At 42.7% G+C, this 23,297-nt stretch carries 18 protein-coding genes; 11 read left to right on the top strand and 7 right to left on the bottom strand.

All coding sequences use genetic code 11. The features are described from left to right. The first annotated feature begins 111 nt into the window (after positions 1–111). From rpoB to HOP08_06510, 8 genes are all read left to right on the top strand, one after another. Complete coding sequence (gene rpoB, locus HOP08_06545) at positions 112–3,981, top strand: DNA-directed RNA polymerase subunit beta (protein NOT74572.1); 3,870 nt, start codon at positions 112–114, stop codon at positions 3,979–3,981. A gap of 96 nt (positions 3,982–4,077) precedes the next feature. Continuing rightward, positions 4,078–8,379 carry a DNA-directed RNA polymerase subunit beta' gene (gene rpoC, locus HOP08_06540; protein ID NOT74571.1) on the top strand — a complete coding sequence of 1,434 codons (4,302 nt, stop codon included), beginning with the start codon at positions 4,078–4,080 and terminating at the stop codon, positions 8,377–8,379. Between the two features lie 64 nt (positions 8,380–8,443). Next, positions 8,444–8,767, top strand: coding sequence for a DUF3467 domain-containing protein (locus tag HOP08_06535; GenBank protein NOT74570.1), 324 nt, complete (start codon positions 8,444–8,446; stop codon positions 8,765–8,767). A gap of 266 nt (positions 8,768–9,033) precedes the next feature. Beyond that, on the top strand, positions 9,034–9,471 hold the full coding sequence (locus HOP08_06530) for a 30S ribosomal protein S12 (protein ID NOT74569.1): 438 nt from the start codon (positions 9,034–9,036) through the stop codon (positions 9,469–9,471). A 12-nt stretch (positions 9,472–9,483) separates the two neighbouring features. Beyond that, the gene (gene rpsG / locus HOP08_06525) at positions 9,484–9,951 is read left to right on the top strand and encodes a 30S ribosomal protein S7 (GenBank protein ID NOT74568.1); all 468 of its coding nucleotides are present in this window, start codon (positions 9,484–9,486) and stop codon (positions 9,949–9,951) included. Positions 9,952–9,969: 18 nt separating this feature from the next. Further along, positions 9,970–12,081, top strand: a complete 2,112-nt coding sequence (gene fusA, locus HOP08_06520; GenBank protein NOT74567.1) for an elongation factor G — start codon at positions 9,970–9,972, stop codon at positions 12,079–12,081. Between the two features lie 3 nt (positions 12,082–12,084). Next, positions 12,085–12,390, top strand: a complete 306-nt coding sequence (rpsJ, locus tag HOP08_06515) for a 30S ribosomal protein S10 (protein NOT74566.1) — start codon at positions 12,085–12,087, stop codon at positions 12,388–12,390. A 56-nt stretch (positions 12,391–12,446) separates the two neighbouring features. Further along, complete coding sequence (locus HOP08_06510; protein ID NOT74565.1) at positions 12,447–12,623, top strand: hypothetical protein; 177 nt, start codon at positions 12,447–12,449, stop codon at positions 12,621–12,623. A 12-nt stretch (positions 12,624–12,635) separates the two neighbouring features. On the opposite strand, the gene meaB is transcribed toward HOP08_06510, so the two are convergent. Further along, positions 12,636–13,631, bottom strand: coding sequence for a methylmalonyl Co-A mutase-associated GTPase MeaB (gene meaB / locus HOP08_06505; protein NOT74564.1), 996 nt, complete (start codon positions 13,629–13,631; stop codon positions 12,636–12,638). Positions 13,632–13,690: 59 nt separating this feature from the next. Between meaB and HOP08_06500 the strand changes: the two genes are divergently transcribed. The 3 genes from HOP08_06500 (at position 13,691) to sucD (ending at position 17,037) form a co-directional block, all read left to right on the top strand. Next, positions 13,691–15,010 carry a CHASE2 domain-containing protein gene (locus HOP08_06500; protein NOT74563.1) on the top strand — a complete coding sequence of 440 codons (1,320 nt, stop codon included), beginning with the start codon at positions 13,691–13,693 and terminating at the stop codon, positions 15,008–15,010. Between the two features lie 124 nt (positions 15,011–15,134). Further along, complete coding sequence (locus HOP08_06495; GenBank protein ID NOT74562.1) at positions 15,135–16,046, top strand: hypothetical protein; 912 nt, start codon at positions 15,135–15,137, stop codon at positions 16,044–16,046. Positions 16,047–16,158: 112 nt separating this feature from the next. After that, positions 16,159–17,037: a succinate--CoA ligase subunit alpha gene (gene sucD, locus HOP08_06490; protein NOT74561.1), complete on the top strand. Its 879-nt coding sequence runs from the start codon at positions 16,159–16,161 to the stop codon at positions 17,035–17,037. Between the two features lie 14 nt (positions 17,038–17,051). On the opposite strand, the gene HOP08_06485 is transcribed toward sucD, so the two are convergent. The 6 genes from HOP08_06485 to HOP08_06460 all read right to left on the bottom strand — a co-directional run bounded on the left by HOP08_06485 (position 17,052) and on the right by HOP08_06460 (position 23,280). Next, a complete protein-coding gene (locus HOP08_06485) occupies positions 17,052–17,303 on the bottom strand; it encodes a hypothetical protein (GenBank protein NOT74560.1) in 252 nt (83 codons plus the stop codon). A 98-nt stretch (positions 17,304–17,401) separates the two neighbouring features. After that, positions 17,402–18,745 carry a PhoH family protein gene (locus HOP08_06480; GenBank protein NOT74559.1) on the bottom strand — a complete coding sequence of 448 codons (1,344 nt, stop codon included), beginning with the start codon at positions 18,743–18,745 and terminating at the stop codon, positions 17,402–17,404. A 204-nt stretch (positions 18,746–18,949) separates the two neighbouring features. Continuing rightward, positions 18,950–19,615 carry an ATP-binding protein gene (locus HOP08_06475; GenBank protein NOT74558.1) on the bottom strand — a complete coding sequence of 222 codons (666 nt, stop codon included), beginning with the start codon at positions 19,613–19,615 and terminating at the stop codon, positions 18,950–18,952. A 33-nt stretch (positions 19,616–19,648) separates the two neighbouring features. Further along, complete coding sequence (locus tag HOP08_06470) at positions 19,649–21,169, bottom strand: magnesium chelatase (protein NOT74557.1); 1,521 nt, start codon at positions 21,167–21,169, stop codon at positions 19,649–19,651. A gap of 35 nt (positions 21,170–21,204) precedes the next feature. Further along, positions 21,205–22,302: a VWA domain-containing protein gene (locus tag HOP08_06465; GenBank protein NOT74556.1), complete on the bottom strand. Its 1,098-nt coding sequence runs from the start codon at positions 22,300–22,302 to the stop codon at positions 21,205–21,207. Positions 22,303–22,668: 366 nt separating this feature from the next. Beyond that, a complete protein-coding gene (locus HOP08_06460) occupies positions 22,669–23,280 on the bottom strand; it encodes a fatty acid hydroxylase (protein NOT74555.1) in 612 nt (203 codons plus the stop codon). Between the last annotated feature and the right edge of the window lie 17 nt (positions 23,281–23,297).

Genomic DNA, 23,297 nt, shown 5'->3' with positions numbered 1-23,297 from the left:
GGTACCGTCTAAACGCAGTGTAATCCCCAACTCCTGACTTGTCAGGGGTGGGGTTATTTCTATTTGTACCATTTTATGTTCTAGTCCAGGAACCTTAAATAAAAACGCACCTTGGCAAAGAAGACTATTAATAACAGGATTGATTTTTCAAACATCGAGAAGATTCTTGAATATCCTGATTTCCTCGATCTTCAACTTCAATCATTCAAAGACTTTTTACAGATCGAAACGCCCGCTGAAAAGCGTCAGAACGAAGGTCTCTTTAAAGTGTTCGCAGAGAATTTTCCTATCTCTGACTCACGCGAAAATTTCGTGCTCGAGTTCGTGGATTATACCATCGACCCGCCGAAGTATTCTGTTGATGAGTGTATCGACCGTGGTCTGACTTTCTCAGTTCCTTTGAAAGCAAAACTTCGCCTAACCTGTAACGATGAGGACAACGAAGATTTTGAAACAATCGAACAGGAAGTATTCCTTGGCAATATTCCTTACATGACCGAGAAAGGGTCATTTGTGATCAATGGAGCAGAACGCGTAATCGTTTCTCAATTACACCGTTCACCAGGCGTGTTCTTCGCGATGAGCAAGCACACCAATGGTACCAAACTGTATTCTGCCCGTATCATTCCTTTCAAGGGATCATGGATCGAGTTCGCAACAGATGTGAACTCTGTGATGTATGCTTACATCGACCGGAAGAAGAAATTCCCCGTCACCACTTTGCTTCGTGCAATTGGATACGGTACTGATAAAGATATCCTTGACCTCTTCGGTCTTTCTGAAGAAGTGGAGGCTACCAAACCAACTCTTAAAAAGGTAATCGACCGCAAACTTGCTGCCCGTGTTCTTAAGACATGGACTGAAGATTTCGTGGATGAAGATACCGGTGAAGTTGTATCCATCGATCGTAATGAAGTGTTGTTGGAACGTGATCACGTCCTGACACCTGAAGACGTAGAAGTGATCGTTGAAAGCGGTGTGAAGTCAATCATTCTTCATCGTGATGATGTGAATGTTACTGACTATCACATTATCTTCAACACACTTGCCAAGGATAATTCAAACTCTGAAAAAGAAGCCGTTGAACAGATCTACCGTCAGCTTCGTAACACAGAAGCTCCGGATGAACAAACAGCGCGTGATATTATCCAAAGCCTTTTCTTCAGTGAAAAACGCTACGACCTTGGTGAAGTAGGCCGTTATAGAATTAATAAAAAATTAGGACTTGAATTGAGTGCTGATCAACGCGTGTTGACCACTCAGGACATCATCCTGATCGTGAAATATTTGATCGGATTGGTTAACTCCAAAGCTCTTGTTGATGATATAGATCACTTGAGCAACCGTCGCGTTCGTACTGTTGGTGAGCAGCTTTACACTCAGTTCGGTGTAGGTCTTGCCCGTATGGCCCGTACGATCAAGGAACGTATGAACGTACGTGATAATGAAGATTTCAAGCCTGTTGATCTGATCAATGCGCGTACATTATCTTCAGTTATCAACTCGTTCTTCGGAACCAACCAGCTTTCTCAATTCATGGATCAGACTAACCCATTGGCAGAGATCACGCACAAGCGTAGGATGTCTGCCCTTGGACCCGGAGGTCTTTCCCGTGAACGTGCAGGATTTGAGGTTCGTGATGTGCACTACACTCACTACGGACGTCTTTGTACTATTGAAACTCCTGAAGGTCCAAACATCGGTTTGATTTCATCTCTTTGCGTTCATGCGAAAGTGAACAAGATGGGTTTCATTGAAACTCCTTACCGCAAAGTTGATGGTGGCCGTGTAAAGACAAAGGATATCATTTTCCTCACAGCTGAAGAAGAAGATACATTCAACATCGCTCAGGCAAATGCCCGTTTGAAACCAAATGGAGAATTTGTTGCTGAGAAAGTAAAGGCTCGCTTTGAAGGTGACTTCCCTGTGGTGGAACCTGTAGAAGTGAAATACATGGACGTGGCTCCGAACCAAATCGTTTCGATCGCCGCTTCTTTGATTCCTTTCCTTGAGCATGATGATGCCAACCGTGCCCTCATGGGTTCGAACATGCAGCGTCAGGCAGTGCCTTTGATGAGGCCAGAAGCACCAATCGTTGGTACTGGTCTTGAAGGACGCATTGCATTGGATTCACGCTCACTCGTGCTTGCAGAAGCAAGTGGTGTTGTGGATTATGTAGACGCTAAGAAAATTGTTATTAAGTATGATGTGTCTGAAGAGCAACAAGTTGTTCGCTTTGATGATGAATTCAAAACATATAAGCTGATCAAGTTCAGAAGAACCAATCAGGATACCTGTATCAACTTAACTCCACTTGTTCGCAAGGGTCAGAAAGTTGAAAAAGGCCAACCTCTTTGTCAGGGATATGCTACCGAAAACGGTGAGCTTGCCCTGGGACGTAATTTGCTGGTGGCATACATGCCATGGCAGGGTTACAACTTTGAGGATGCAATTGTAATTTCTGAACGTGTTGTTCAGGATGATATTTACACTTCTATCCACGTAGAAGAATTTGAGCTGGAAGTTCGCGACACCAAACGAGGTGAAGAAGAATTGACTTCTGAAATTCCAAACGTAAGCGAAGAAGCCGTTAAGCATCTTGATGAGAACGGAATTATCCGCATTGGAGCGGAGGTTCGTGAAGGAGATATCCTCATTGGTAAGATCACACCGAAGGGTGAAACAGATCCTACTCCTGAAGAAAAGCTTCTTCGTGCGATCTTCGGTGACAAGGCAGGAGATGTGAAGGATGCTTCCATGAAGGCACCTCCCTCATTGAAAGGTGTGGTTATTGAAACCAAGCTCTTCTCACGTCCTAAGAGAGATAAGGATGTTCGTGTGAAGTCTAAGAAAGAGTTGGATGCTTTGAAGAGCCGTTACAGCAAATCGTTGGGTGACCTTCGTGCTGAAATGGTCAAGAAGCTTACAACGATCTTCACTGGCAAAACCAGCCAGGGAGTAAAGCATAAATTCGGCGATGAGCTTATTGCGAAAGGTGTGAAGTTCTCCGGTAAGGTGATTGAAAGCAATCTCTTCCCTGACAAGAACATCTATCGCGATGAAAGTAACTATAACGTTCCTGAAGAAGTCAATTTGATTGCAGACGTAAGTCTTGAATCATGGACAACGGATGAACACACTAATGAACTCGTTGCAGAGATCGTGAAGAACTATCTCAACAAGCGCAATGTGATCGCGGGTGAGTTTAAACGTGAACGCTTCACACTTGAAGTAGGTGATGAGCTTCCTGCAGGTATCGTTCAGTTGGCGAAAGTTTATGTTGCCAAGAAACGTAAGTTGAAGGTTGGAGATAAGATGGCCGGACGCCACGGAAATAAGGGTGTTGTTGCGAAAATTGTTCGTGATGAAGACATGCCATTCCTGGAAGACGGAACACCGGTAGACATCTGTTTGAATCCGCTGGGTGTACCTTCTCGTATGAACCTTGGTCAGATATATGAAACTGTATTGGCATGGGCCGGTAAGAAATTGGGTAGAAAATATGCTACTCCGATTTTCGATGGTGCAAGCCTTGAAGATGTATCAGCTGAGTTGAAAGAAGCAGGCTTGCCTGAATTCGGAAGAACTCAATTGTATGATGGTCTTACAGGAAACAAGTTTGATCAGACCGTTACTGTGGGTATGGCATACATGCTGAAACTCGGTCACTTGGTTGATGATAAAATGCACGCACGTTCAATCGGACCTTATTCCCTCATCACGCAGCAGCCATTGGGTGGTAAAGCACAATTTGGTGGTCAGCGTTTCGGTGAAATGGAAGTGTGGGCGATTGAGGCATTCGGAGCTTCTCATATCCTTCAGGAAATTCTGACGATCAAGTCAGATGACGTGATCGGAAGAGCAAAGGCATACGAATCAATCGTGAAGGGTGAAAATATGCGCAAGCCAAATATTCCTGAGTCATTCAATGTATTAGTACATGAACTCAGAGGTCTTGCACTTGAGATCACTATGGATTAATAGTTGAGTTAGTGGTTGATCGTTGTTCACTGAGCAACGATCAACCAACAACTATAACAGTCGAATTTGAAGTATTAACTGAAAACTCTACAAAGCATGTCTTTCAGAAAGAATAAAAAGATTAACAACGATTTCTCAAAAATCACCATCAGTCTTGCTTCTCCGGAATCAATTCTTGAGAGCTCACATGGTGAAGTAACACAACCTGAAACCATCAACTACCGGACTTATAAGCCGGAAATGGGTGGTTTATTCTGCGAGCGCATTTTCGGACCTGTGAAAGACTGGGAGTGTCATTGTGGAAAGTATAAGCGCATTCGTTACAAGGGTATCATTTGCGACCGTTGCGGTGTAGAGGTTACTGAAAAGAAAGTTCGTCGTGAACGCATGGGCCACATTGAATTGGTGACTCCTGTTGCTCACATCTGGTATTTCCGTTCATTGCCAAATAAGATCGGTTACTTGTTGGGTCTTCCAACCAAGAAGCTTGATCAGATTATTTACTATGAGCGCTACGCAGTTATTCAAGCTGGTATCAAGGAAGAAGATGGTATCAACCGTCTTGACTTTTTAACAGAAGAAGAATATCTGGACATCGTTGACAAATTGCCCCGCGAGAATCAATTGCTGGATGACAACGATCCTAAGAAATTTATCGCGAAGATGGGTGCTGATGCATTGGAAATGCTTCTTAGCCGCGTTAAGCTGAATGAACTTTCTTATGAGCTTCGTCACCAGGCTGCTACCGATACTTCACAACAACGTAAGGCGGAAGCTTTAAAGCGTTTGAAGGTTGTAGAAGCTTTCCGTGATGCAAACACCCGCGTAGAAAACAGACCTCAGTGGATGATCATCAAGATGGTTCCGGTAATTCCACCAGAGCTTCGTCCATTGGTGCCACTCGATGGCGGTCGTTTCGCAACATCTGATTTAAATGATCTTTACAGACGCGTTATTATCCGTAACAACCGTCTTAAGAGATTGATTGATATTAAGGCTCCTGAAGTGATCCTTAGAAATGAGAAACGTATGCTTCAGGAAGCTGTTGACTCATTATTCGACAACTCAAGAAAAGTAAACGCTGTTCGTTCAGAAGGAAATCGTGCATTGAAATCACTCAGCGATATGCTGAAGGGTAAACAAGGACGCTTCCGTCAGAACTTGCTTGGAAAGCGTGTTGACTACTCAGGTCGTTCAGTTATCGTCGTAGGACCAGAATTGAAATTGCATGAGTGCGGTCTTCCTAAAGACATGGCTGCGGAGTTATTCAAGCCATTCATTATTCGCAAGCTGATCGAAAGAGGAATTGTTAAGACTGTTAAGTCTGCAAAGAAAATTGTTGATCGTAAGGATCCTGTGGTTTGGGATATTTTGGAAAACGTATTGAAAGGACATCCTGTTCTTTTGAACCGTGCTCCAACGCTTCACAGACTTGGTATCCAGGCGTTCCAGCCAAAGCTGATCGAAGGAAAAGCTATCCAGTTGCACCCGTTAGTTTGTACAGCGTTCAACGCTGACTTTGACGGTGACCAGATGGCCGTTCACGTTCCGCTGGGTCAGGAAGCTATTGTTGAAGCATCTCTTTTGATGTTGTCTTCACACAATATCCTTAACCCATCAAACGGAGCTCCTATCACTGTACCATCTCAGGACATGGTGTTGGGATTGTATTACCTCACAAAGGGAAGAAAAGGTGAAAAAGGAGAGGGTAAGACATATTTCGGTGCAGAAGAAGTAATCATCGCGTACAATGAAGGCAAGCTTTCAAAGCATGCTCTTATTAAAGTGCGTGCAAGAGCGAAGGATAAGAAGACTGGAGAGATTGCTGTAAGAACAATCGAGACAGTAACAGGTCGCGTAATCTTCAATCAGGTTGTTCCTGAAGAAGTAGGCTTCGTTGACGAATTGCTCACAAAGAAAAAGCTTCAGGGAATTATCGCTGACGTTTATAAGATCGCAGGTTTGGCGAAAGCCGCTAAGTTCCTTGATGATATTAAGGAGCTTGGATTCCAGATGGCATATCGCGGTGGTTTGTCAATCGGATTGGATGACGTTAAGATTCCTGCAGAAAAAGAAAAATTAGTTGGTACTGCGCAGAAAGAAGTTGATGGCGTATGGAACAACTATATGATGGGTCTTATCACTGATAACGAACGTTACAACCAGGTAATTGATATCTGGACCCGTACAAACACGCTTTTAACCAACACGCTGATGAAGCAGTTGGAAGAAGATCAGGGTGGATTCAACTCTATCTACATGATGATGCACTCAGGTGCACGTGGTTCACGTGAACAAATTCGTCAATTAGGTGGTATGCGCGGTTTGATGGCGAAACCTCAAAAGAATCTTGCTGGTTCTGTAGGTTCGATCATTGAAAACCCGATCCTCTCTAACTTTAAAGAAGGTCTGGATGTATTGGAGTATTTCATCTCTACACACGGTGCGCGTAAAGGTCTTGCTGATACAGCCTTGAAGACAGCGGATGCTGGGTACCTGACACGTCGTTTAGTTGACGTTGCACAGGATCTTGTAATCACTGAAGAAGATTGCGGTACACTGCGCGGATTGAAAGTAATGGCATTGAAAGACAACGAAGATATCGTTGAACCATTGTCAGAACGTATTGTGGGTCGTGTATCTGTACATGACATCTACGATCCTATCACAGATGCATTGATTTGCCCTGCAAGCGGCGAGATCACAGATGAGATCGCGAAGCAAATTGATGAAACAAGCATCGAGGAAGTAGAGATTCGTTCTATCCTTACTTGCGAGTCACGCGTAGGAGGATGTACTAAATGTTATGGACGTAACCTTGCGACTGGTAGAATTGTTCAGGCTGGTGAAGCTGTCGGCGTAATCGCTGCACAGTCAATCGGTGAGCCTGGAACACAGTTGACACTTCGTACTTTCCACGTGGGTGGTGCGGCGTCAAACATTGCAACAGAAGCCAGCATCAGAGCGAAGTTCGCAGGCACGATCGAATTCGAAGGAGTTCGTACGATCGATAGCACAGATAAGGATGGCAACAAGGTTAAGATCGTAATGGGTCGTACCGGTGAAATCCGAATTGTAGAAAAAGAAAAGAATCGCGTACTCATTACTAATAACGTTCCTTATGGTTCATTCCTTTTCGTGAAGGAAGGTCAGAAGGTTGAAAAGAATGATGAGTTGTGTAACTGGGATCCATACAATGCTGTTATCCTTTCTGAATTTGATGGTGAGATCGAATATGAAGCAATCATAGAAGGTATCACATTTAAAGAAGAATCGGATGAGCAGACAGGTCACCGTGAAAAGGTTATCACTGAAACACGTGATAAGACTAAGAACCCTGCCCTGGTTGTTAAAGGAAAAACAGATTCCAAATCATATAACATTCCGGTAGGAGCTCACTTGGCAGTTGATTCAGGTGAACAGATCAAGGCGGGTCATGTGCTCGTTAAGATCCCACGTGCAGTTGGTAAGTCAAGAGACATTACCGGTGGTCTTCCACGAGTAACAGAGTTGTTTGAAGCACGTAATCCTTCGAACCCAGCTGTTGTGAGTGAGATCGACGGAGTGGTAACATACGGTGGCATCAAGCGTGGTAATCGTGAGATTTTCATCGAATCACGTGATGGTGTTCAGAAGCGTTACTTAGTGCCGCTTTCCAAACACATCCTGGTTCAGGATAATGACTTCATCAAGGCGGGTCAACCGCTTTCTGATGGCGCTATTACTCCTTCGGATATTCTTTCTATCAAGGGACCGACAGCGGTTCAGGAATATCTGGTGAATGAGATCCAGGAAGTATACCGTTTGCAAGGTGTGAAGATCAATGATAAGCACATCGAGTGTATCGTAAGTCAAATGATGCAGAAGGTTGAGATCATCGACAGCGGTGATACAAGCTTCCTGCAGGGAGAATATGTTGATAAGCTTGAATTCCGTGAGATCAACGATCTTATCCTTGATAAGAAAGTTGTTCTGGAAGCAGGTGATTCACAGAAACTGAAACCAGGCCAGATCGTATCTGCACGTGAGCTTCGTGATGAAAACTCTTCATTGAAGAGAAAGGATCAGAAGATCGCAGAAGTACGTGATGCAATGCCTGCTGTTTCAAGACCTACATTGCAAGGTATCACACAAGCCTCGTTGAAGACTGAAAGCTGGCTGTCAGCAGCTTCTTTCCAGGAAACAACTAAGGTGTTGAGCGAAGCCGCTATCCGTGGAAAGGCTGATCATTTAGCCGGTCTGAAGGAGAATGTAATCGTGGGTGGATTGATCCCTGCCGGTACTGGTCAGAGAAAGCTTAAGGATCTTATCGTAGGATCAGGAGAAGAGTATGACAAGTTGATGGAATCAACCTCCACTCCGGCACCTGCGAGAAAAGAGAAGGAGTTACAATCATAAGACTCAGATAATATGAAGCCCCTCTCATCGTGAGAGGGGCTTTTGTTTTTTAACCCAATTCATCATGGCAGAAGATAAAAATCAGGTTCAGCAAAATCAGATCAATATTGAGCTGAGCGAAGAGATTGCAGAAGGAGTTTATTCCAACCTGGCAATGATTGCACACTCCAACAGTGAGTTTGTGATTGATTTTATCCGGTTGATGCCGGGTGTTCCCAAGGCGAAAGTAAAATCACGAATTGTGATTACCCCTGAGCATGCCAGACGCCTGCTTGCTGCATTGAAAGATAATATTGAAAAGTATGAAGCTGCTTTTGGCGCGATCAAGCGTACGGATGAGCTGCCGAAGTTCCCAATGAATTTTGGTGGAACGATGGGAGAGGCCTAGTTGAATCCGCACCTTTTTAACTTGAAAACTTCCTCTCTTGAGATGGTAAAATGACCCGGAATCTGATCAGTCTTTTGACTAGTTTCTATCCGGATCCCGTCTCTGCAATTTTGACTGTTTTCTGTGACATTACCCATTAACCCTCAAAATGGGCTCAAAAGGGCCATTAAATCCCATAAAATACTTTGAAGAAGGCCTTTGTTACCTCTTTTCCTTTAAATACCTTTGCAGTCCAATTTTTAAGCGGTTCAAAAAGAGACAATTAAATGCCAACCATTCAGCAACTAGTACGGAAAGGGCGTAAGAAATTGACCTTCAAGTCAAAATCACCAGCTCTTGACTCTTGCCCACAGCGCAGGGGTGTTTGTACACGTGTTTACACGACAACTCCTAAGAAGCCAAACTCTGCACTTCGTAAAGTAGCCCGGGTTCGTCTGACAAATGGAAAAGAGGTTAACGCCTATATTCCAGGAGAAGGACACAATCTTCAGGAACACTCAATCGTGTTGATCCGTGGAGGTCGTGTTAAGGATCTTCCAGGAGTACGTTATCACATCATCCGTGGTGCGTTGGATACTGCTGGTGTTTCTGGCAGACAACAGAGCCGTTCTAAGTATGGTGCCAAGAGACCTAAGGCTGGTGCAGCTGCTGCAGCAGGTAAAGGAGGTGCTCCGGCAAAAGGTGCTCCCGCAAAGAAGAAATAATCAGAAGACGTCATGAGAAAAGCAAAACCTAAAAAGAGATATCTCCTTCCTGATCCTAAGTTCAGCGATACACTTGTAACCAAGTTCGTGAACTACATGATGGAACAAGGCAAGAAAAGCGTTGCATATAACATCTTCTACGATGCCATTGGTATTGTTGAAAAGAAATCTGGTGAGCCAGGTCTTGAAGTTTGGAAACGTGCTATGAACAACCTGATGCCTTCAGTAGAAGTGAAGAGCCGTCGTGTTGGTGGAGCAACGTTCCAGGTGCCGATCGAAATTCGCCCTGAGCGCAAGATCAACCTTAGCATTAAGTGGTTGATCGACTATTCACGCGCTCGTGGAGAAAAGACGATGATGGATAAGTTGGCTGCAGAAATCATGGCTGCTTCAAAAGGAGAAGGAGCTGCAATCAAGAAGAAGGACGATACACATCGTATGGCTGAGGCGAATAAGGCGTTTTCACATTTCAGATTCTGATTTTAGAATAAGTAGATAATGGCAAGAGATTTAAGATATACAAGGAACATCGGTATTGCGGCTCACATTGATGCCGGAAAGACAACTACTACTGAGCGTATCCTTTATTATGCTGGTGTTAACCACAAGATCGGTGAAGTTCATGAGGGTGCTGCCACTATGGACTGGATGGAACAGGAGCAGGAAAGGGGTATTACAATTACTTCTGCCGCTACTACCGTTTTCTGGAAATATAAATCAAACGACTATCACGTAAACATTATCGATACACCGGGTCACGTGGATTTTACTGTTGAAGTAAATCGCTCCCTTCGTGTATTGGATGGTTTGGTGTTCCTTTTTAGTGCTGTTGATGGTGTTGAGCCTCAGTCAGAAACTAACTGGCGCCTTGCTGATAATTATAAAGTAGCGCGTATCGGTTTCGTCAATAAGATGGACCGTTCAGGTGCTGACTTCTTAGGAGTTGTTAAGCAGGTAAAAGAAAAACTTGGAAGCAAGGCTGTAGCCCTTCAGTTACCTATCGGTGAAGAAGATGGCTTCAAAGGTGTTGTAGATCTTGTTAGCAATAAGGGTATCATCTGGAATGAATCCGATAAGGGTATGACTTTCCAGGAAGTGCCTATCCCAGCCGACATGATTGAAGAAGCAAAGGAATATCGTGAAAAGCTTCTTGAAGCTGTTGCTGAAGTAGATGAGACTTTGATCGAAAAGTATTTCGAAGATCCGAATTCAATCTCTGAGGCTGAAATTCTGAAAGCATTGCGTGAAGCAACTGTGAGTATGAAGATCGTTCCGATGGTTTGCGGTTCTTCATTTAAGAATAAGGGCGTTCAAACCATGCTGGATTATGTAATGGAATTGCTTCCTTCTCCAATGGATAAGGACGTAATCTATGGTACAGATCCTGACACCGGTGAAGAAATTGCAATTCACCCTGATGAAAAAGAACCATTCGTTGCTCTTGCATTCAAGATCGCTACGGATCCATTTGTAGGTCGTCTTTGCTTTATCAGAGCATATTCTGGTGTGTTAGAGTCAGGTTCATATGTGTACAATACCCGTTCTGATCAAAAGGAACGTATTTCACGTGTATTCCAGATGCATGCTAACAAGCAGAACCAGATCGATCGTCTTCCAGTAGGGGATATCGGTGCGGTAGTTGGCTTTAAGGATATTAAGACTGGCGATACATTATGCGATGAAAAACGCAAGATCGTATTGGAGTCAATGGTATTCCCTGAGCCTGTAATCGGTTATGCTATTGAGCCTAAGAAACAGGCTGACTCAGATAAGCTGGGTATGGCGATTTCTAAATTGGTTGAAGAAGATCCAACACTTCGCGTTAATACTGATCACGAAACTGGTCAGGTTATCCTTCGCGGAATGGGTGAACTTCACCTTGAAATCATCATCGACCGTCTGCGTCGTGAATTTAAAGTTGAAATCAACCAGGGTGCTCCTCAGGTTGCATATAAAGAAGCTCTTACGAAGTCAGTTGAACATAAAGAAGTTTACAAGAAACAAACTGGTGGTCGCGGTAAATTCGCAGATATCGTGTTTGAACTTTCTCCACGTGAGCTTGGACCGGAAGATAAGCCAGGTCTATTGTTTGAAAATGATATCGTAGGTGGTGTTATTCCAAGAGAATTTATTCCTGCAATTGAAAAGGGATTTGCTTCAGCTATGGTGAACGGACCATTGGCAGGTTACCCGATCGATTCAATGAAGGTTAGATTGTTCCACGGTTCTTTCCACGATGTTGACTCAGATGCATTGTCATTTGAATTAGCAGCTCGTATAGGCTTTAAGGAAGCTGCACGTAAATGTGCTCCTCAATTGCTTGAGCCGATCATGGGTGTGGAAGTAATTTCACCGGATGAATACACTGGTTCTGTAACAGGAGACTTGAACAGAAGAAGAGGTGTAATGAAGGGAATGGATACACGCGGTGGTGCTCAGGTTATCAAGGCTGATGTTCCATTGTCTGAATTGTTCGGATACATTACTGACTTGCGTACTATCACGTCAGGTCGTGCGTCTGCTACATTGACATTTGCTCACTATGCTGCGGTTCCAAGGAACTTAGCTGAAAAGGTTATTGAAGAAGTTAAAGGTGTTGCTGCCAAATAAGATATGAATCAGAAAATCAGAATTAAACTCAAATCGTACGATCACAATCTGGTGGACAAGTCTTCAGAGAAGATCGTGCGTGCTGTAAAGGCAACGGGAGCTGTAGTAAGCGGACCGATTCCTCTTCCTACAGAAAAAGAGAAGTTTACAGTACTTCGTTCACCTCACGTGAATAAGAAGTCCCGTGAGCAGTTCCAGATCTGCACGTTCAAACGTTTGGTGGATATCTATTCCAACAGCGCTAAGACAGTTGACGCCCTTATGAAGCTTGAGCTTCCGAGCGGTGTGGATGTAGAGATTAAAGTGTAGTTATCTGACGCACAAAATATATAACCCTGTTCCGGATTCCGGGTCAGGGTTTTTTTATGATGGAAGAAGAGGATAAGAAAGATAAGCCGCAGCCTTTACAGCCTGATGATTTTTATTGGGAGAATGGCTTTATGGTTTTTACGGAAGCCTATCATAAAAAACGCGGGTATTGTTGTAAGTCAGGTTGCAGACACTGCCCTTATGGATTTATAAAACAGAAGAGAGAGGAGTGATTTTATGAGTAGTTAGTTTCTCTCTTTGAGTTTCTCCCAATATTTTCTCGCCGCTTCTCCAGGAAGAATCTGATCACTCATCACATCCTTTATCAAAGCCTCCTTTTTTTCAGTGAGCGATGGTTCATTCTTTATTAATCTGAAATAGCTTTCAATGCTTTCTTCCAGCCATTCTTTCTTTTGAAGTCTTCGATTTTCTGAAAAGAAGCCATTCGATGTGGTGAATTCCTGATACTCATGAATCATTTTCCACACTTCCTCTATTCCCGTATTCTCGAGTGCTGAGATCGTCAGAACTTTAGCACTCCATCCTGATGGAGAAGACAGCTGGAGGTGTAAGGCATTCTGAACATCAGCTTTTGCCTGTTGTGATGGTTTAATATTTTCTCCATCGGCCTTATTGATCACAACTCCATCAGCCATTTCCATAATTCCTTTTTTAATTCCCTGTAATTCATCTCCTGCACCAGCGAGCAGAAGCAACAGGAAGAAATCAACCATACTTTTTACATTGGTTTCGGATTGTCCTACTCCAACAGTTTCGATAAGAATAATGTTGAAACCTGCTGCTTCACATAATAAGATGGTCTCACGAGTATGAAAAGAAACACCACCCAGTGCCTGTGATGTAGGGGAAGGGCGTATAAAAACATTGGGATTACGACTCAACTGTTCCATCCTTGTCTTGTCTCCAAGAATGCTTCCTTTTGTAAGCTGACTGCTTGGATCGATGGCAAGAACAGCTACTTTTTTGTCGTGCTTAGTTAACAGATCTCCGAAAGATTCTATAAAAGTACTTTTACCTGCCCCGGGTACACCGGTTACGGCAATGCGAATAGAGGTGCCGGTAAAAGGTAATAATTTTTTAAGCAGCTCTTCTGCGATTTGACGATCGCTTTCCTTAGTGCTTTCGACCAATGTAATGGCTTTGGCAAGACCGGACCGATTACCCTGACGGATTTCCCTGAACAGATCAGAAGCATTAATAATCGGTTTTGTGAGTGACATGGATCGGGTTGATTTACAAAGCTAAATTTTTAATTTTACCTATCTCCACTCCCCTGGGTATGAAAAAATTCTGGTTTCAAAGCTTCATCATTACCGTGTTTGTGTTCTTCATGCTTTGGGGCGCGAACAAGGCTGCTGATCTTAAAATATTTACAGCTTTTGATACGATCGGCCAGGCGTTGCGGGATTTTGAGCTTACCGATTATGCCTTTTCAAATCTCAGACCAGACGTGCTTGTTGATGAAAGAATTGTGCTCGTTAACATTGGTAGTCTGTCGAGGCGTGAGGTAGCTCAGCAGATAATGATGATCAGTAAGTTTAAACCTCGCGTAATAGCTTTTGATGGTTTCTTTGATTGTGAAGGTGGTCTTCGTGACAGTGTTAATTGTCCTCAGTTGCTGGATACATTGGGGAATATGATGCTAAGTGCAGCCATTCAGGAATCTCCCAATTTTGTGCTCGCAACTAAACTGTTACAAACTGACTCCCTCGCCAGGTATGATTCGAATGAAGCGGACTCACTGGAGTCTTCTGATCCTATGTTCAATGACTTTGCAACACATGGATTTGTAACTCTGCCAACAGATGCTACTTATCAGGAGGATGTAAAGCAATGCAGAACGGTTTATCCGAGACGATTGATTAATGGTAAGGAAGAATTGGCTTTCTCCGTTAGGGTGGCTATGCAATATGATTCGGTAAAGACCAAAAAATTTCTCGCAAGGAGTAAAGATGAGGAACTTGTCAACTTCAAGAGAAATATTGAAGTCAGACAGCTTCGTATCAATAGTCTAAAAGATGACCTGACAACGTCCACCAATTTTGGTACGCAGTATTACGTTGTTGATGTGTACGATATGATGGAAGGAAACGTTCTGCCCGAGTTGTTTAAAGACAACATTGTCTTAATGGGCTTTATGGGCGACTACCTGGGAGATCCTTCTTGGGATGATAAATTTTTTACTCCTCTTAACAAAGTAGTGGGTGGTCGGGCGAATCCGGATATGTTCGGATTGGTAGTTCATGCCAATATCGTATCAATGATATTGGATGAAGACTACATCAATACGATATCAGACGGAACGAAATACTTTATTGCGTTTCTTGTGTGTCTCCTCACCATAGCATTATTTATTTTTATTGACAGAAAACTTCCAATGTGGTTTGATGCGATGTCTGTAATTATCCAGTTATTTGAATTGACACTTATTTCCGGGATTATTATTTACGCTTTTGCTTTATGGAACCTGAAGCTTGATCTGACACTTGCTATCGGCGTCTCGGCTCTGGTGGGCCCTGCCTATGACATCTTCAAATCCATTCAAAATGAGATAAATAACAGACTTACCAAACGCCGGGAGCGGGTATTAAAGACCTGAGAGATTGGCACGATTTTGACTATATTCGTAGTGTTCAAATCTGGAAAAATGGGCCTTTGCAGGCTCTCAGATCCCTTAAAAAGTTAAAACAATGTTTAAACAACTTATCAATCAAACAATGCTTATGAAAAGAGGCGGAATTCTACTAGGAGTTGGCTTTTTCTTAATTACTATTTCGGGCTTTTCACAAGACTACACATTCAAGGTGTTGGCTAATAAAGGTGCCAACGAATACAAATCTGCCGATGGATGGCAGGCCCTGAAGACTGGTGCTAGTCTTAAGTCTGGAGACGAGTTGAAGATTTCGGAAAATGCTTACCTCGGTCTTGTCCACATTAATGGGAAACCACTTGAAGTGAAGCAGGCAGGTAACTATAAAGTTGCCGATCTGGCAGCCAAAGTTGGTACAGGTACCAGCGTTGTGAATAAGTACACCGACTTCATCTTAAGCAGCAATTCAGCTGAAGCGAAGAAAAACAGACTTAGCGCAACCGGAGCGGTTCACCGTGGAACTCCTGGTCAACTGAACCTTTTGCTTCCTGCTGATCCTACAAGCGCGTATGTGTTTGGAAAATCAATGGTGATCGAATGGACTGATCAGAAAATTGCAGGTCCATACATCGTTACATTAGAGAACATCTTTGAAGAAGAGCTTATTAAAATTGAGACTCCTGAGAAAATGGTTCGCATTGATCTATCGGATCCTAAGTTTGCTAACGAGACAGCACTAATGGTTGTCGTTGTAAGCAAGAAAGATCCAGCTGTTAAGTCTGGCGATAAGAAAGTTGTTAAGAAAATTTCTGTAGCAGAAGGTGAGAGAATCAAGAAGTCATTTGCAGAGATCGCGGGTGACGTGAAGGATGAATCAGCGTTCAGCAAGTTTATTCAGGCAGGATTCTTTGAACAAAACAAATTGCTGATTGATGCGCTTACATCATACGATGATGCCATCAGACTGGCTCCGGATGTAGAAGATTTCAAAATTGGAAAGGAAGAATTCCTGATCAGAAACAACATGGTTCCTGTCAAGAAGTAACCTGATTTCTAAATACTAATCAAAACCCTGGTCATCACTGGCCGGGGTTTTGCTTTTTGGCCAACAGTAATATTCTTCTAATTTTGTAGACTACCCTTAAAAAAATACTCCCATGAGTGTACTGGTCAATAAGAATTCAAGAGTTATCGTTCAGGGCTTTACAGGCTCAGAAGGCACCTTTCATGCCGGACAAATGATCGAGTACGGTACAAACGTAGTGGGTGGGGTGACGCCGGGAAAAGGCGGTCAGGTGCATCTTGGGCGGCCTGTGTTTAATTCTGTAAAAGAGGCAGTAGAAAAGACCGGTGCTGATGTATCCATCATTTTTGTTCCTCCGGCATTTGCTGCGGATTCAATCATGGAAGCTGCTGACGCTGGAATTCAGGTCATTGTAGCCATCACGGAAGGAATTCCTGTGAAAGACATGATGATGGCCAAACAGTATGTGAAGGACCGGAAGGTTACTCTGATAGGGCCAAATTGCCCAGGCGTGATTACCCCAGGAGAAGCCAAAGTAGGAATTATGCCTGGCTTCGTTTTCAAAAAGGGAACCATTGGAATTGTATCGAAATCAGGTACGCTTACTTATGAGGCGGCCGATCAAATAGTAAAGGCAGGACTTGGAATCACAACGGCCATCGGAATAGGAGGAGATCCAATTATTGGAACACCAACCAAGGACGCAGTAGAAATGCTTATGAACGATCCTGAAACAGAAGGCATCGTAATGATCGGCGAGATCGGGGGTAACTATGAACCAGTCGCAGCACGATGGATCAAAGAGAATGGAAATAAAAAACCTGTAGTGGGTTTCATCGCTGGCCAAACAGCTCCTCCAGGAAGACGCATGGGTCACGCAGGCGCAATCATTGGTGGCGCAGAAGATACTGCTGCCGCTAAGATGAAAGTAATGCGCGAGTGTGGCATCCACGTAGCGGAATCACCTGCATTGATTGGTGAGACCATGGCTCAGCTGCTCCGTAAGAAATAATTTTTTTTTATTGGCTAGAATGTCGATCTGAACTCACTCTCAAGATGAGAGTTCAATTGATTGATATTGGCGAATGTTTTGACGTGCTCGACTTCCTCAGAAGGATCGTCGTTATGAAACATCACCTGTACAAAGAAATCTCTCAATAGATAGATATAAACCTGTCGGCCTTCCTGCTTATGTTCTCCAATTAAAGAACCTTCTGTTTTTACCAGCCTGACTATTTTGTTTTTCGACAGTTTCCCGAAAATTGCTTTAAGCCACATATTAAGACCTCTTTATTTGAGATTAATATCATGGCTAAAGCTGAAGTAACTGCTAAAAAATATATTTTCTGTCACCGCAATAATTCCTTTTCAGGCATTTAGAGAAGGTCATTTGCGAGATTTGCCAGTTCAGAACGCTCACCTTTTTCCAGTGTGATATGAGCATACAATTCATGATCTTTTATCCGATCAATCAGATATGACAAGCCATTACTTTGCGAATCAAGATATGGTGTGTCGATCTGAAAGATGTCTCCTGTAAAGATGATCTTTGTATTTTCTCCTGCCCGTGTAATGATCGTCTTCACCTCATGGGGGGTCAGATTCTGAGCCTCATCCACAATGAAGCAGATGTTGGAAAGACTTCTTCCCCGGATATAGGCCAGCGGTGTGATGACAAGCTTTTCGTTCGTAACCATCTCTGTGATCTTGGAATACTCCTTATCGCTTTCGCTATACTGATTTTGAATAAATTTCAAATTGTCCCAAAGCGGTTCCATGTATGGATTCAACTTCGACTTAATATCTCCGGGAAGGAAACCAATGTCTTTGTTGCTTAAGGGAACAATCGGACGTGCAAGGTAGATTTGCTTGTATTCACGTTTTTGTTCCAACGCTGCGGCCAGTGCGATGAGTGTCTTGCCTGTACCAGCAACTCCTTGCATCGTTACGAGCTTAATTTCAGGCTTCATAACTGCGTGCATGGCAAAGGCCTGTTCAGCGTTGCGTGGCTTTATCCCGTAGACCGATCTTTTTTCAACATGCTCTACCATTCCGTTGGCGGAATTGTAGAACGCCAGAATAGATTTCTTCCCGCTTCTTAAAATGTAATAATGATTTTTGACCAGCTCTGTTTTGCCTAACAGATCCTCAGGCGGGCAATATCCTTTTTCATACAATAGATCGATAATATCCGGATCAACATTGTCAAGAACGGTCTTTCCAGCATACAGCGAATTGAGATTTTGAACTTTCCCAGTTGTGTAATCTTCTGCCTGAAGGCCCAGTGACTTCGCTTTCAAACGAAGGTTGATATCCTTTGACACCAGAATAACTCTCCTATCTTTTTCTTCCTTTTGCAGAAGAAGTGCAGAGTTTAAAATTCGATGATCTGCTTTATGCTCGTTGAAGACTTTATTCGCGTCAAGCGTTCCGTTACTTCCGGTCTCCATGAGAACTTTAAAATTTCCTTTGTTCTTGCCGTTCAAAGGATTCCACTGGTGAAGCATTCTATCTTTCGCGAGCTTGTCAATCAACCGAATGAACTCACGGGCTTCAAAGTTTTTAGTGTCATTACCTTTTTTAAAATTATCGAGTTCTTCAAGTACTGTAATGGGAATACCAATATCATGCTCGTCGAAATTCAGAATGCTGTTATGCTCAAAAAGAATAACCGATGTGTCCAGGATGAATACCTTTTTCTCTTTTTTGATCTTTGCCATAGCTTAAAAAAATAAGTGGTTACTAATAAGACAAAATAAAACCGCGAAGACACTTCCTTGCGGAACTAAAAAAGTCCCCGGCAGGCATGAGCAGTATCTTCGCGGTATCCAATCGATCCTATAAACTAAGTGAAGCGTCAGGAGAAAAGCAACAAATCGTCAAAAGATAAAAATCAGGATCTGACTTTGAGTTAAAGTTTGACTTCAGACTCTCGAGAATGTATCTCCCTTATCCGTTGGGGTAATTTTTAAGACGTTTGCCAATACTAACCTCACGATCTTACGAGAAGCCATATATCTATTCAATCCTGTCAGTTGTGAAACTTCCTTGAGGCTGATAGTGGATTGGCCTGCCAGAAAGTGAATGATCTTTTGCTCTGCTTCTCCATAGACAAGCTTTGTTCCAGTAGAGGATTTGCTCCTCCGGATGATCTCACTCATCTCGCGACTTGCTTTAATGCTTTGATCATTCTGGCGGACGTAAGAGCTCTTCTCGCCATTGGACACATAGAAATGCGGCCTTTTTTCACTTTTTGGAATCTTCCATTGCAGCACGTATCTGTTTTCAGAAACCGGAATCACTGTTTCATGAAACGCAATTCCGGGACGACAATTTTTCCTTAACTCATCATGAATTACGATGGATTCTTCTTCAGGGAATTTCACCCCCGGAATAGTCTTGTTATCGTCAACCCCGATGAGCAGAATTCCACCTCCTGTGTTGGCAAAGGCAATCAGTTCTCTTACAATCTTGTCAGGGTAGGAAGCCTTACGCTTGAATTCAAGGTATTGGCCTTCTCCCTGCGAAACAAGTTTTCGCAATTCATTGACTTTCGTCTGGTCATAGGTAATTGATTCAGAACGCAGCATAAGCGTAAGGCTAAGGCTGGAGACGTCAAAGTACTAATTCATTCGATTGCCATAAGTTTCGTCATCATCCTCAATGTCCTGATCACCTTCTTTTGGAACGCTGAACATTCCGCTAATTAGATCCTTGAATTGAAGTCCTTTGGCAAGATAATGTTTGCTAATGAGGCTGTATTCAGCAAGTCCATGAAGTACAAATTCCATCAGGAAAAGCTTGGTAGGAGAGTCCTGACCTTTTTGAAAATCATTAACGACATCTGCAAGACCCGGAACAGACTTGAGACTTTTTTCATACTCCTGATTGGTGATATCGCTGATCAGATCAATTGTATTTCCATCACTAAACCAGGCAGTAATTTTCTTGTAAGGATTCTTGTCTTTTGTTTTTCTGAATTTTTCAGGATCAGGAAAGTAATTTACAAATTGAGAGCGCAAAGCCTTGCCGACAAGATTCTGAGCGACAATGCCAGGTCCCTCTTGCTCACCTTCATAAACCAATTCAACCTTTCCGGTAATAGAAGGGATAACTCCCACAAAATCAGTAATCCGGATAACTGTATTTTTTTCCTGATTGATAATCATTCTTCTCTCTGCTGCGGCAACCAACGCTTCATAAGCCGAGATTGTAAGACGAGCTGAAACGCCACTCTTGGCATCTACATATTCACTCTTTCTTGCCTCAACAGCAATTTGCTCTACCAGATCTTTGGCAGGTTCAAGAAAAACCACTGAGTTCTTCTGACTGCTATTGATCCTCGCTTCCTGTTGCGTGATCTTTTTGCCAATCTCTATTGATTTTGGATAGTGAGTGATGATCTGACTGTCGATACGATCTTTTAAAGGAGTGACAATACTTCCCCGGTTGGTATAATCTTCAGGGTTGGCAGTGAAAACAAATTGTAAGTCGAGCAACAACCGAAGTTTGAATCCGCGAATCTGGATGTCACCTTCCTGAAGAATATTAAAAAGAGAAACCTGGATGCGTGCCTGAAGATCCGGTAATTCATTGATGACAAAGATGCAACGGTGGGCGCGCGGTATCAATCCGAAATGGATCACCCTTTCATCAGAATAGGGGAGCTTTAAGGACGCAGCTTTTATAGGATCAACATCCCCGATTAAATCTGCTATTGATACATCGGGAGTTGCCAGTTTTTCTGTGTAGCGCTCATCGCGATGAAGCCAGCTGACAGGAGTGTTGTCGCCCTTTTCGTTGATCAGATCACGGCCGAACCGTGAGATCGGATTTAATGGATCATCATTTAATTCAGAGCCTTCTATGATGGGAATGTATTCATCCAGCAGATTGACCATTAGTCTTGCCAATCTCGTTTTAGCCTGACCGCGAAGTCCTAAAAGATTGACGTCATGTCCTGCAAGAATGGCTCTTTCAAGATCCGGAATAACAGTTTCTTCATATCCCCAGATGCCTTCAAAAGCACTTTCTTTTCTTTTTAATCTTTCGATCAAATTAGCTCTTAGCTCATCCTTAATTGTTTTTGATTGATATCCGGCAGATTTTAACTGACCTAGTGTTGTGATTTTCTTATAATCCATTGTGAGTGATTGATGTAATCTGGTGAAAAAATTTCCTAGAAGTTCTTCCTTCTGTTTCTTTTAAAATCTTCAAAGACAAGATTTCCTAATCCCTGAAGACTGCTGTAATAAGCATTGCCATTATTTGCCTTTGTAAAATCGCGAACGAAAGATTTTAGGTATGGATCCGTTGCAATCATGAAGGTGGTTACAGGGATTTTTATCTTCCTGAGCTGACCTGCAAGGTTCAATGTTTGATTCAGAATCTTTGGATCAAGTCCAAAGCTGTTTTTATAATATTTTATCCCCTGCTTGATGCAAGTAGGCTTACCATCGGTGATCATGAATACTTGCTTGTTGGCATTCTTCCTTCTTCTCAGAATATCCATTGCAAGCTCGAGACCTGCAACTGTGTTGGTATGGTACGGACCAACTTCCAGATAGGGAAGGTCTTTGATTTCGATCTGCCAGGCATCATCACCAAACACCAGTATATCAAGTGTGTCTTTGGGATATTTTTTTGTGATCAATTCGGCAAGTGCCATCGCTACTTTCTTGGCAGGGGTAATGCGATCTTCTCCATACAATATCATGGAGTGAGAAATATCAATCATCAGAACAGTAGAGGTCTGAGTTTTAAATTCATTCTCAATCACTTCGAGATCTTCTTCTGTCATTTGAAAATCTTCAAAGCCGTGATTGATTTGAGCATTCTTCAGGGAATCGGTCATTGATATCTGCTCCAGTGTATCACCGAATTCATAATCACGCCGATCAGTAGTTGCTTCATCTCCGCGTCCATTATGAGGCGTTTTATGCTCGCCGCCTTTTGTTTTTTTGAGCTTCCCGAAGATTTCTTCAAGAGCAGACTGTCTTAAATTTTGTTCTGTTTTTGCCTTCAGTTTGAATTCCCCTTTTGGACCTTCTTCACTTATGTAACCGTTTTTTTTGAGGTCTTCAATAAAATCCCCCATTCCGTATTTCTCATTGGTCAATTTGTATTGCCGATCGACTTCAGTCATCCACTGCAATGCTTCGGCTACATTTCCAGAGGTAATCAGGATCAATTGCATGAATACCTTTAGCAATCGTTCGAAATCGCTTTTTGAGTCTTCAGGTGGCGGTGTATATTTTGAAAATCTATATCCTAGCACGATAATGGGTCTTAGGTGATTTAAACATAACCATTAATCCAAGGTTTCTGTTTCATAAAACGCGAAAACTGTTAATTTTTAGTTAAGTGGAAACCAGAAAACTAAAATTCACGTTGTCTACAATAAGTTTTCCCTAAAAACGTATACTTTTATACTACTTAATCGAAATTTTATGAAAAAGGCAGTTACTCTGGTGGTTTTAGCGGCAGCGATTATTGTGACGTCTTGCACGTCTTATTCATGCCCTACGTACTCAAAAGCGCCCCAGAAAAAGACAGAGAAGACTACGCGCTTTTAAATAAGCCGCTTTCTATAAGTTCAGCCTCATTTATTGAGGCTTTTTTATTGCTTTGAATTTGGGTAATCCTATTTGGACATTGTGCCGTAGACGTAATCCCAGAAAGGGGAAGATACCCCGTACACACCTTCACCGTTTTTATAATGATGAACAGCATGATTAACCCAAAGCACTTTAAAGAAATTCTTAGGTGGCTGGAACGCATGCACCATATAGTGCACTGAAAGATATGCTGCATATCCTACCAGAAACCCTGGTAGAAAGGAAAATACAAGATCTCCCAGTACTAATCTGAATACAAAAAGAAGTGCAGTAGCCACTGTTATGCTTAAGAGCGGAGGCATTGCTAACCTTGTTTTGTCCTTAGGAAATTCGTGATGAACTCCATGCATAGTGTATTGTGCTTTTGCCCGTTGCTCAGTTTCCGCAGACATGTGAAAAAGATAACGGTGAACAATATACTCTACCCATGTAAACGAAATAATCCCCAGGAAGAACATCGAAATGGTAGTAATCCAGGAAAGGGAGGTGTGGGTAACGCTCCAATATAAAAGCACCGCAGCGTAACTAAAAAATACAGTCAGGGGTACGGAAATATGGGTACGACTTAATTTTTCCAGAATAGGATTCTGAAAAAGCTGTTTAGTGCCTGAGTTATGCGGTTTTATCTCTGGATTCATATAAAAACTACTGCAAA

Source organism: Cyclobacteriaceae bacterium, from assembly GCA_013141055.1.
Lineage (GTDB): Bacteria > Bacteroidota > Bacteroidia > Cytophagales > Cyclobacteriaceae > ELB16-189.
This window is presented reverse-complemented; position numbering and strand designations above follow the sequence as displayed.

Bases quoted from the DNA above. Each gene is read 5' to 3' on its own strand.
- rpoC (NOT74571.1), top strand. From the start codon at position 4,078: ATGTCTTTCAGAAAGAATAAAAAGATTAACAACGATTTCTCAAAAATC.
- HOP08_06535 (NOT74570.1), top strand. From the start codon at position 8,444: ATGGCAGAAGATAAAAATCAGGTTCAGCAAAATCAGATCAATATTGAG.
- HOP08_06530 (NOT74569.1), top strand. From the start codon at position 9,034: ATGCCAACCATTCAGCAACTAGTACGGAAAGGGCGTAAGAAATTGACC.
- rpsG (NOT74568.1), top strand. From the start codon at position 9,484: ATGAGAAAAGCAAAACCTAAAAAGAGATATCTCCTTCCTGATCCTAAG.
- fusA (NOT74567.1), top strand. From the start codon at position 9,970: ATGGCAAGAGATTTAAGATATACAAGGAACATCGGTATTGCGGCTCAC.
- rpsJ (NOT74566.1), top strand. From the start codon at position 12,085: ATGAATCAGAAAATCAGAATTAAACTCAAATCGTACGATCACAATCTG.
- HOP08_06510 (NOT74565.1), top strand. From the start codon at position 12,447: ATGATGGAAGAAGAGGATAAGAAAGATAAGCCGCAGCCTTTACAGCCT.
- meaB (NOT74564.1), bottom strand. From the start codon at position 13,631: ATGTCACTCACAAAACCGATTATTAATGCTTCTGATCTGTTCAGGGAA.
- HOP08_06500 (NOT74563.1), top strand. From the start codon at position 13,691: ATGAAAAAATTCTGGTTTCAAAGCTTCATCATTACCGTGTTTGTGTTC.
- HOP08_06495 (NOT74562.1), top strand. From the start codon at position 15,135: ATGAAAAGAGGCGGAATTCTACTAGGAGTTGGCTTTTTCTTAATTACT.
- sucD (NOT74561.1), top strand. From the start codon at position 16,159: ATGAGTGTACTGGTCAATAAGAATTCAAGAGTTATCGTTCAGGGCTTT.
- HOP08_06485 (NOT74560.1), bottom strand. From the start codon at position 17,303: ATGTGGCTTAAAGCAATTTTCGGGAAACTGTCGAAAAACAAAATAGTC.
- HOP08_06480 (NOT74559.1), bottom strand. From the start codon at position 18,745: ATGGCAAAGATCAAAAAAGAGAAAAAGGTATTCATCCTGGACACATCG.
- HOP08_06475 (NOT74558.1), bottom strand. From the start codon at position 19,615: ATGCTGCGTTCTGAATCAATTACCTATGACCAGACGAAAGTCAATGAA.
- HOP08_06470 (NOT74557.1), bottom strand. From the start codon at position 21,169: ATGGATTATAAGAAAATCACAACACTAGGTCAGTTAAAATCTGCCGGA.
- HOP08_06460 (NOT74555.1), bottom strand. From the start codon at position 23,280: ATGAATCCAGAGATAAAACCGCATAACTCAGGCACTAAACAGCTTTTT.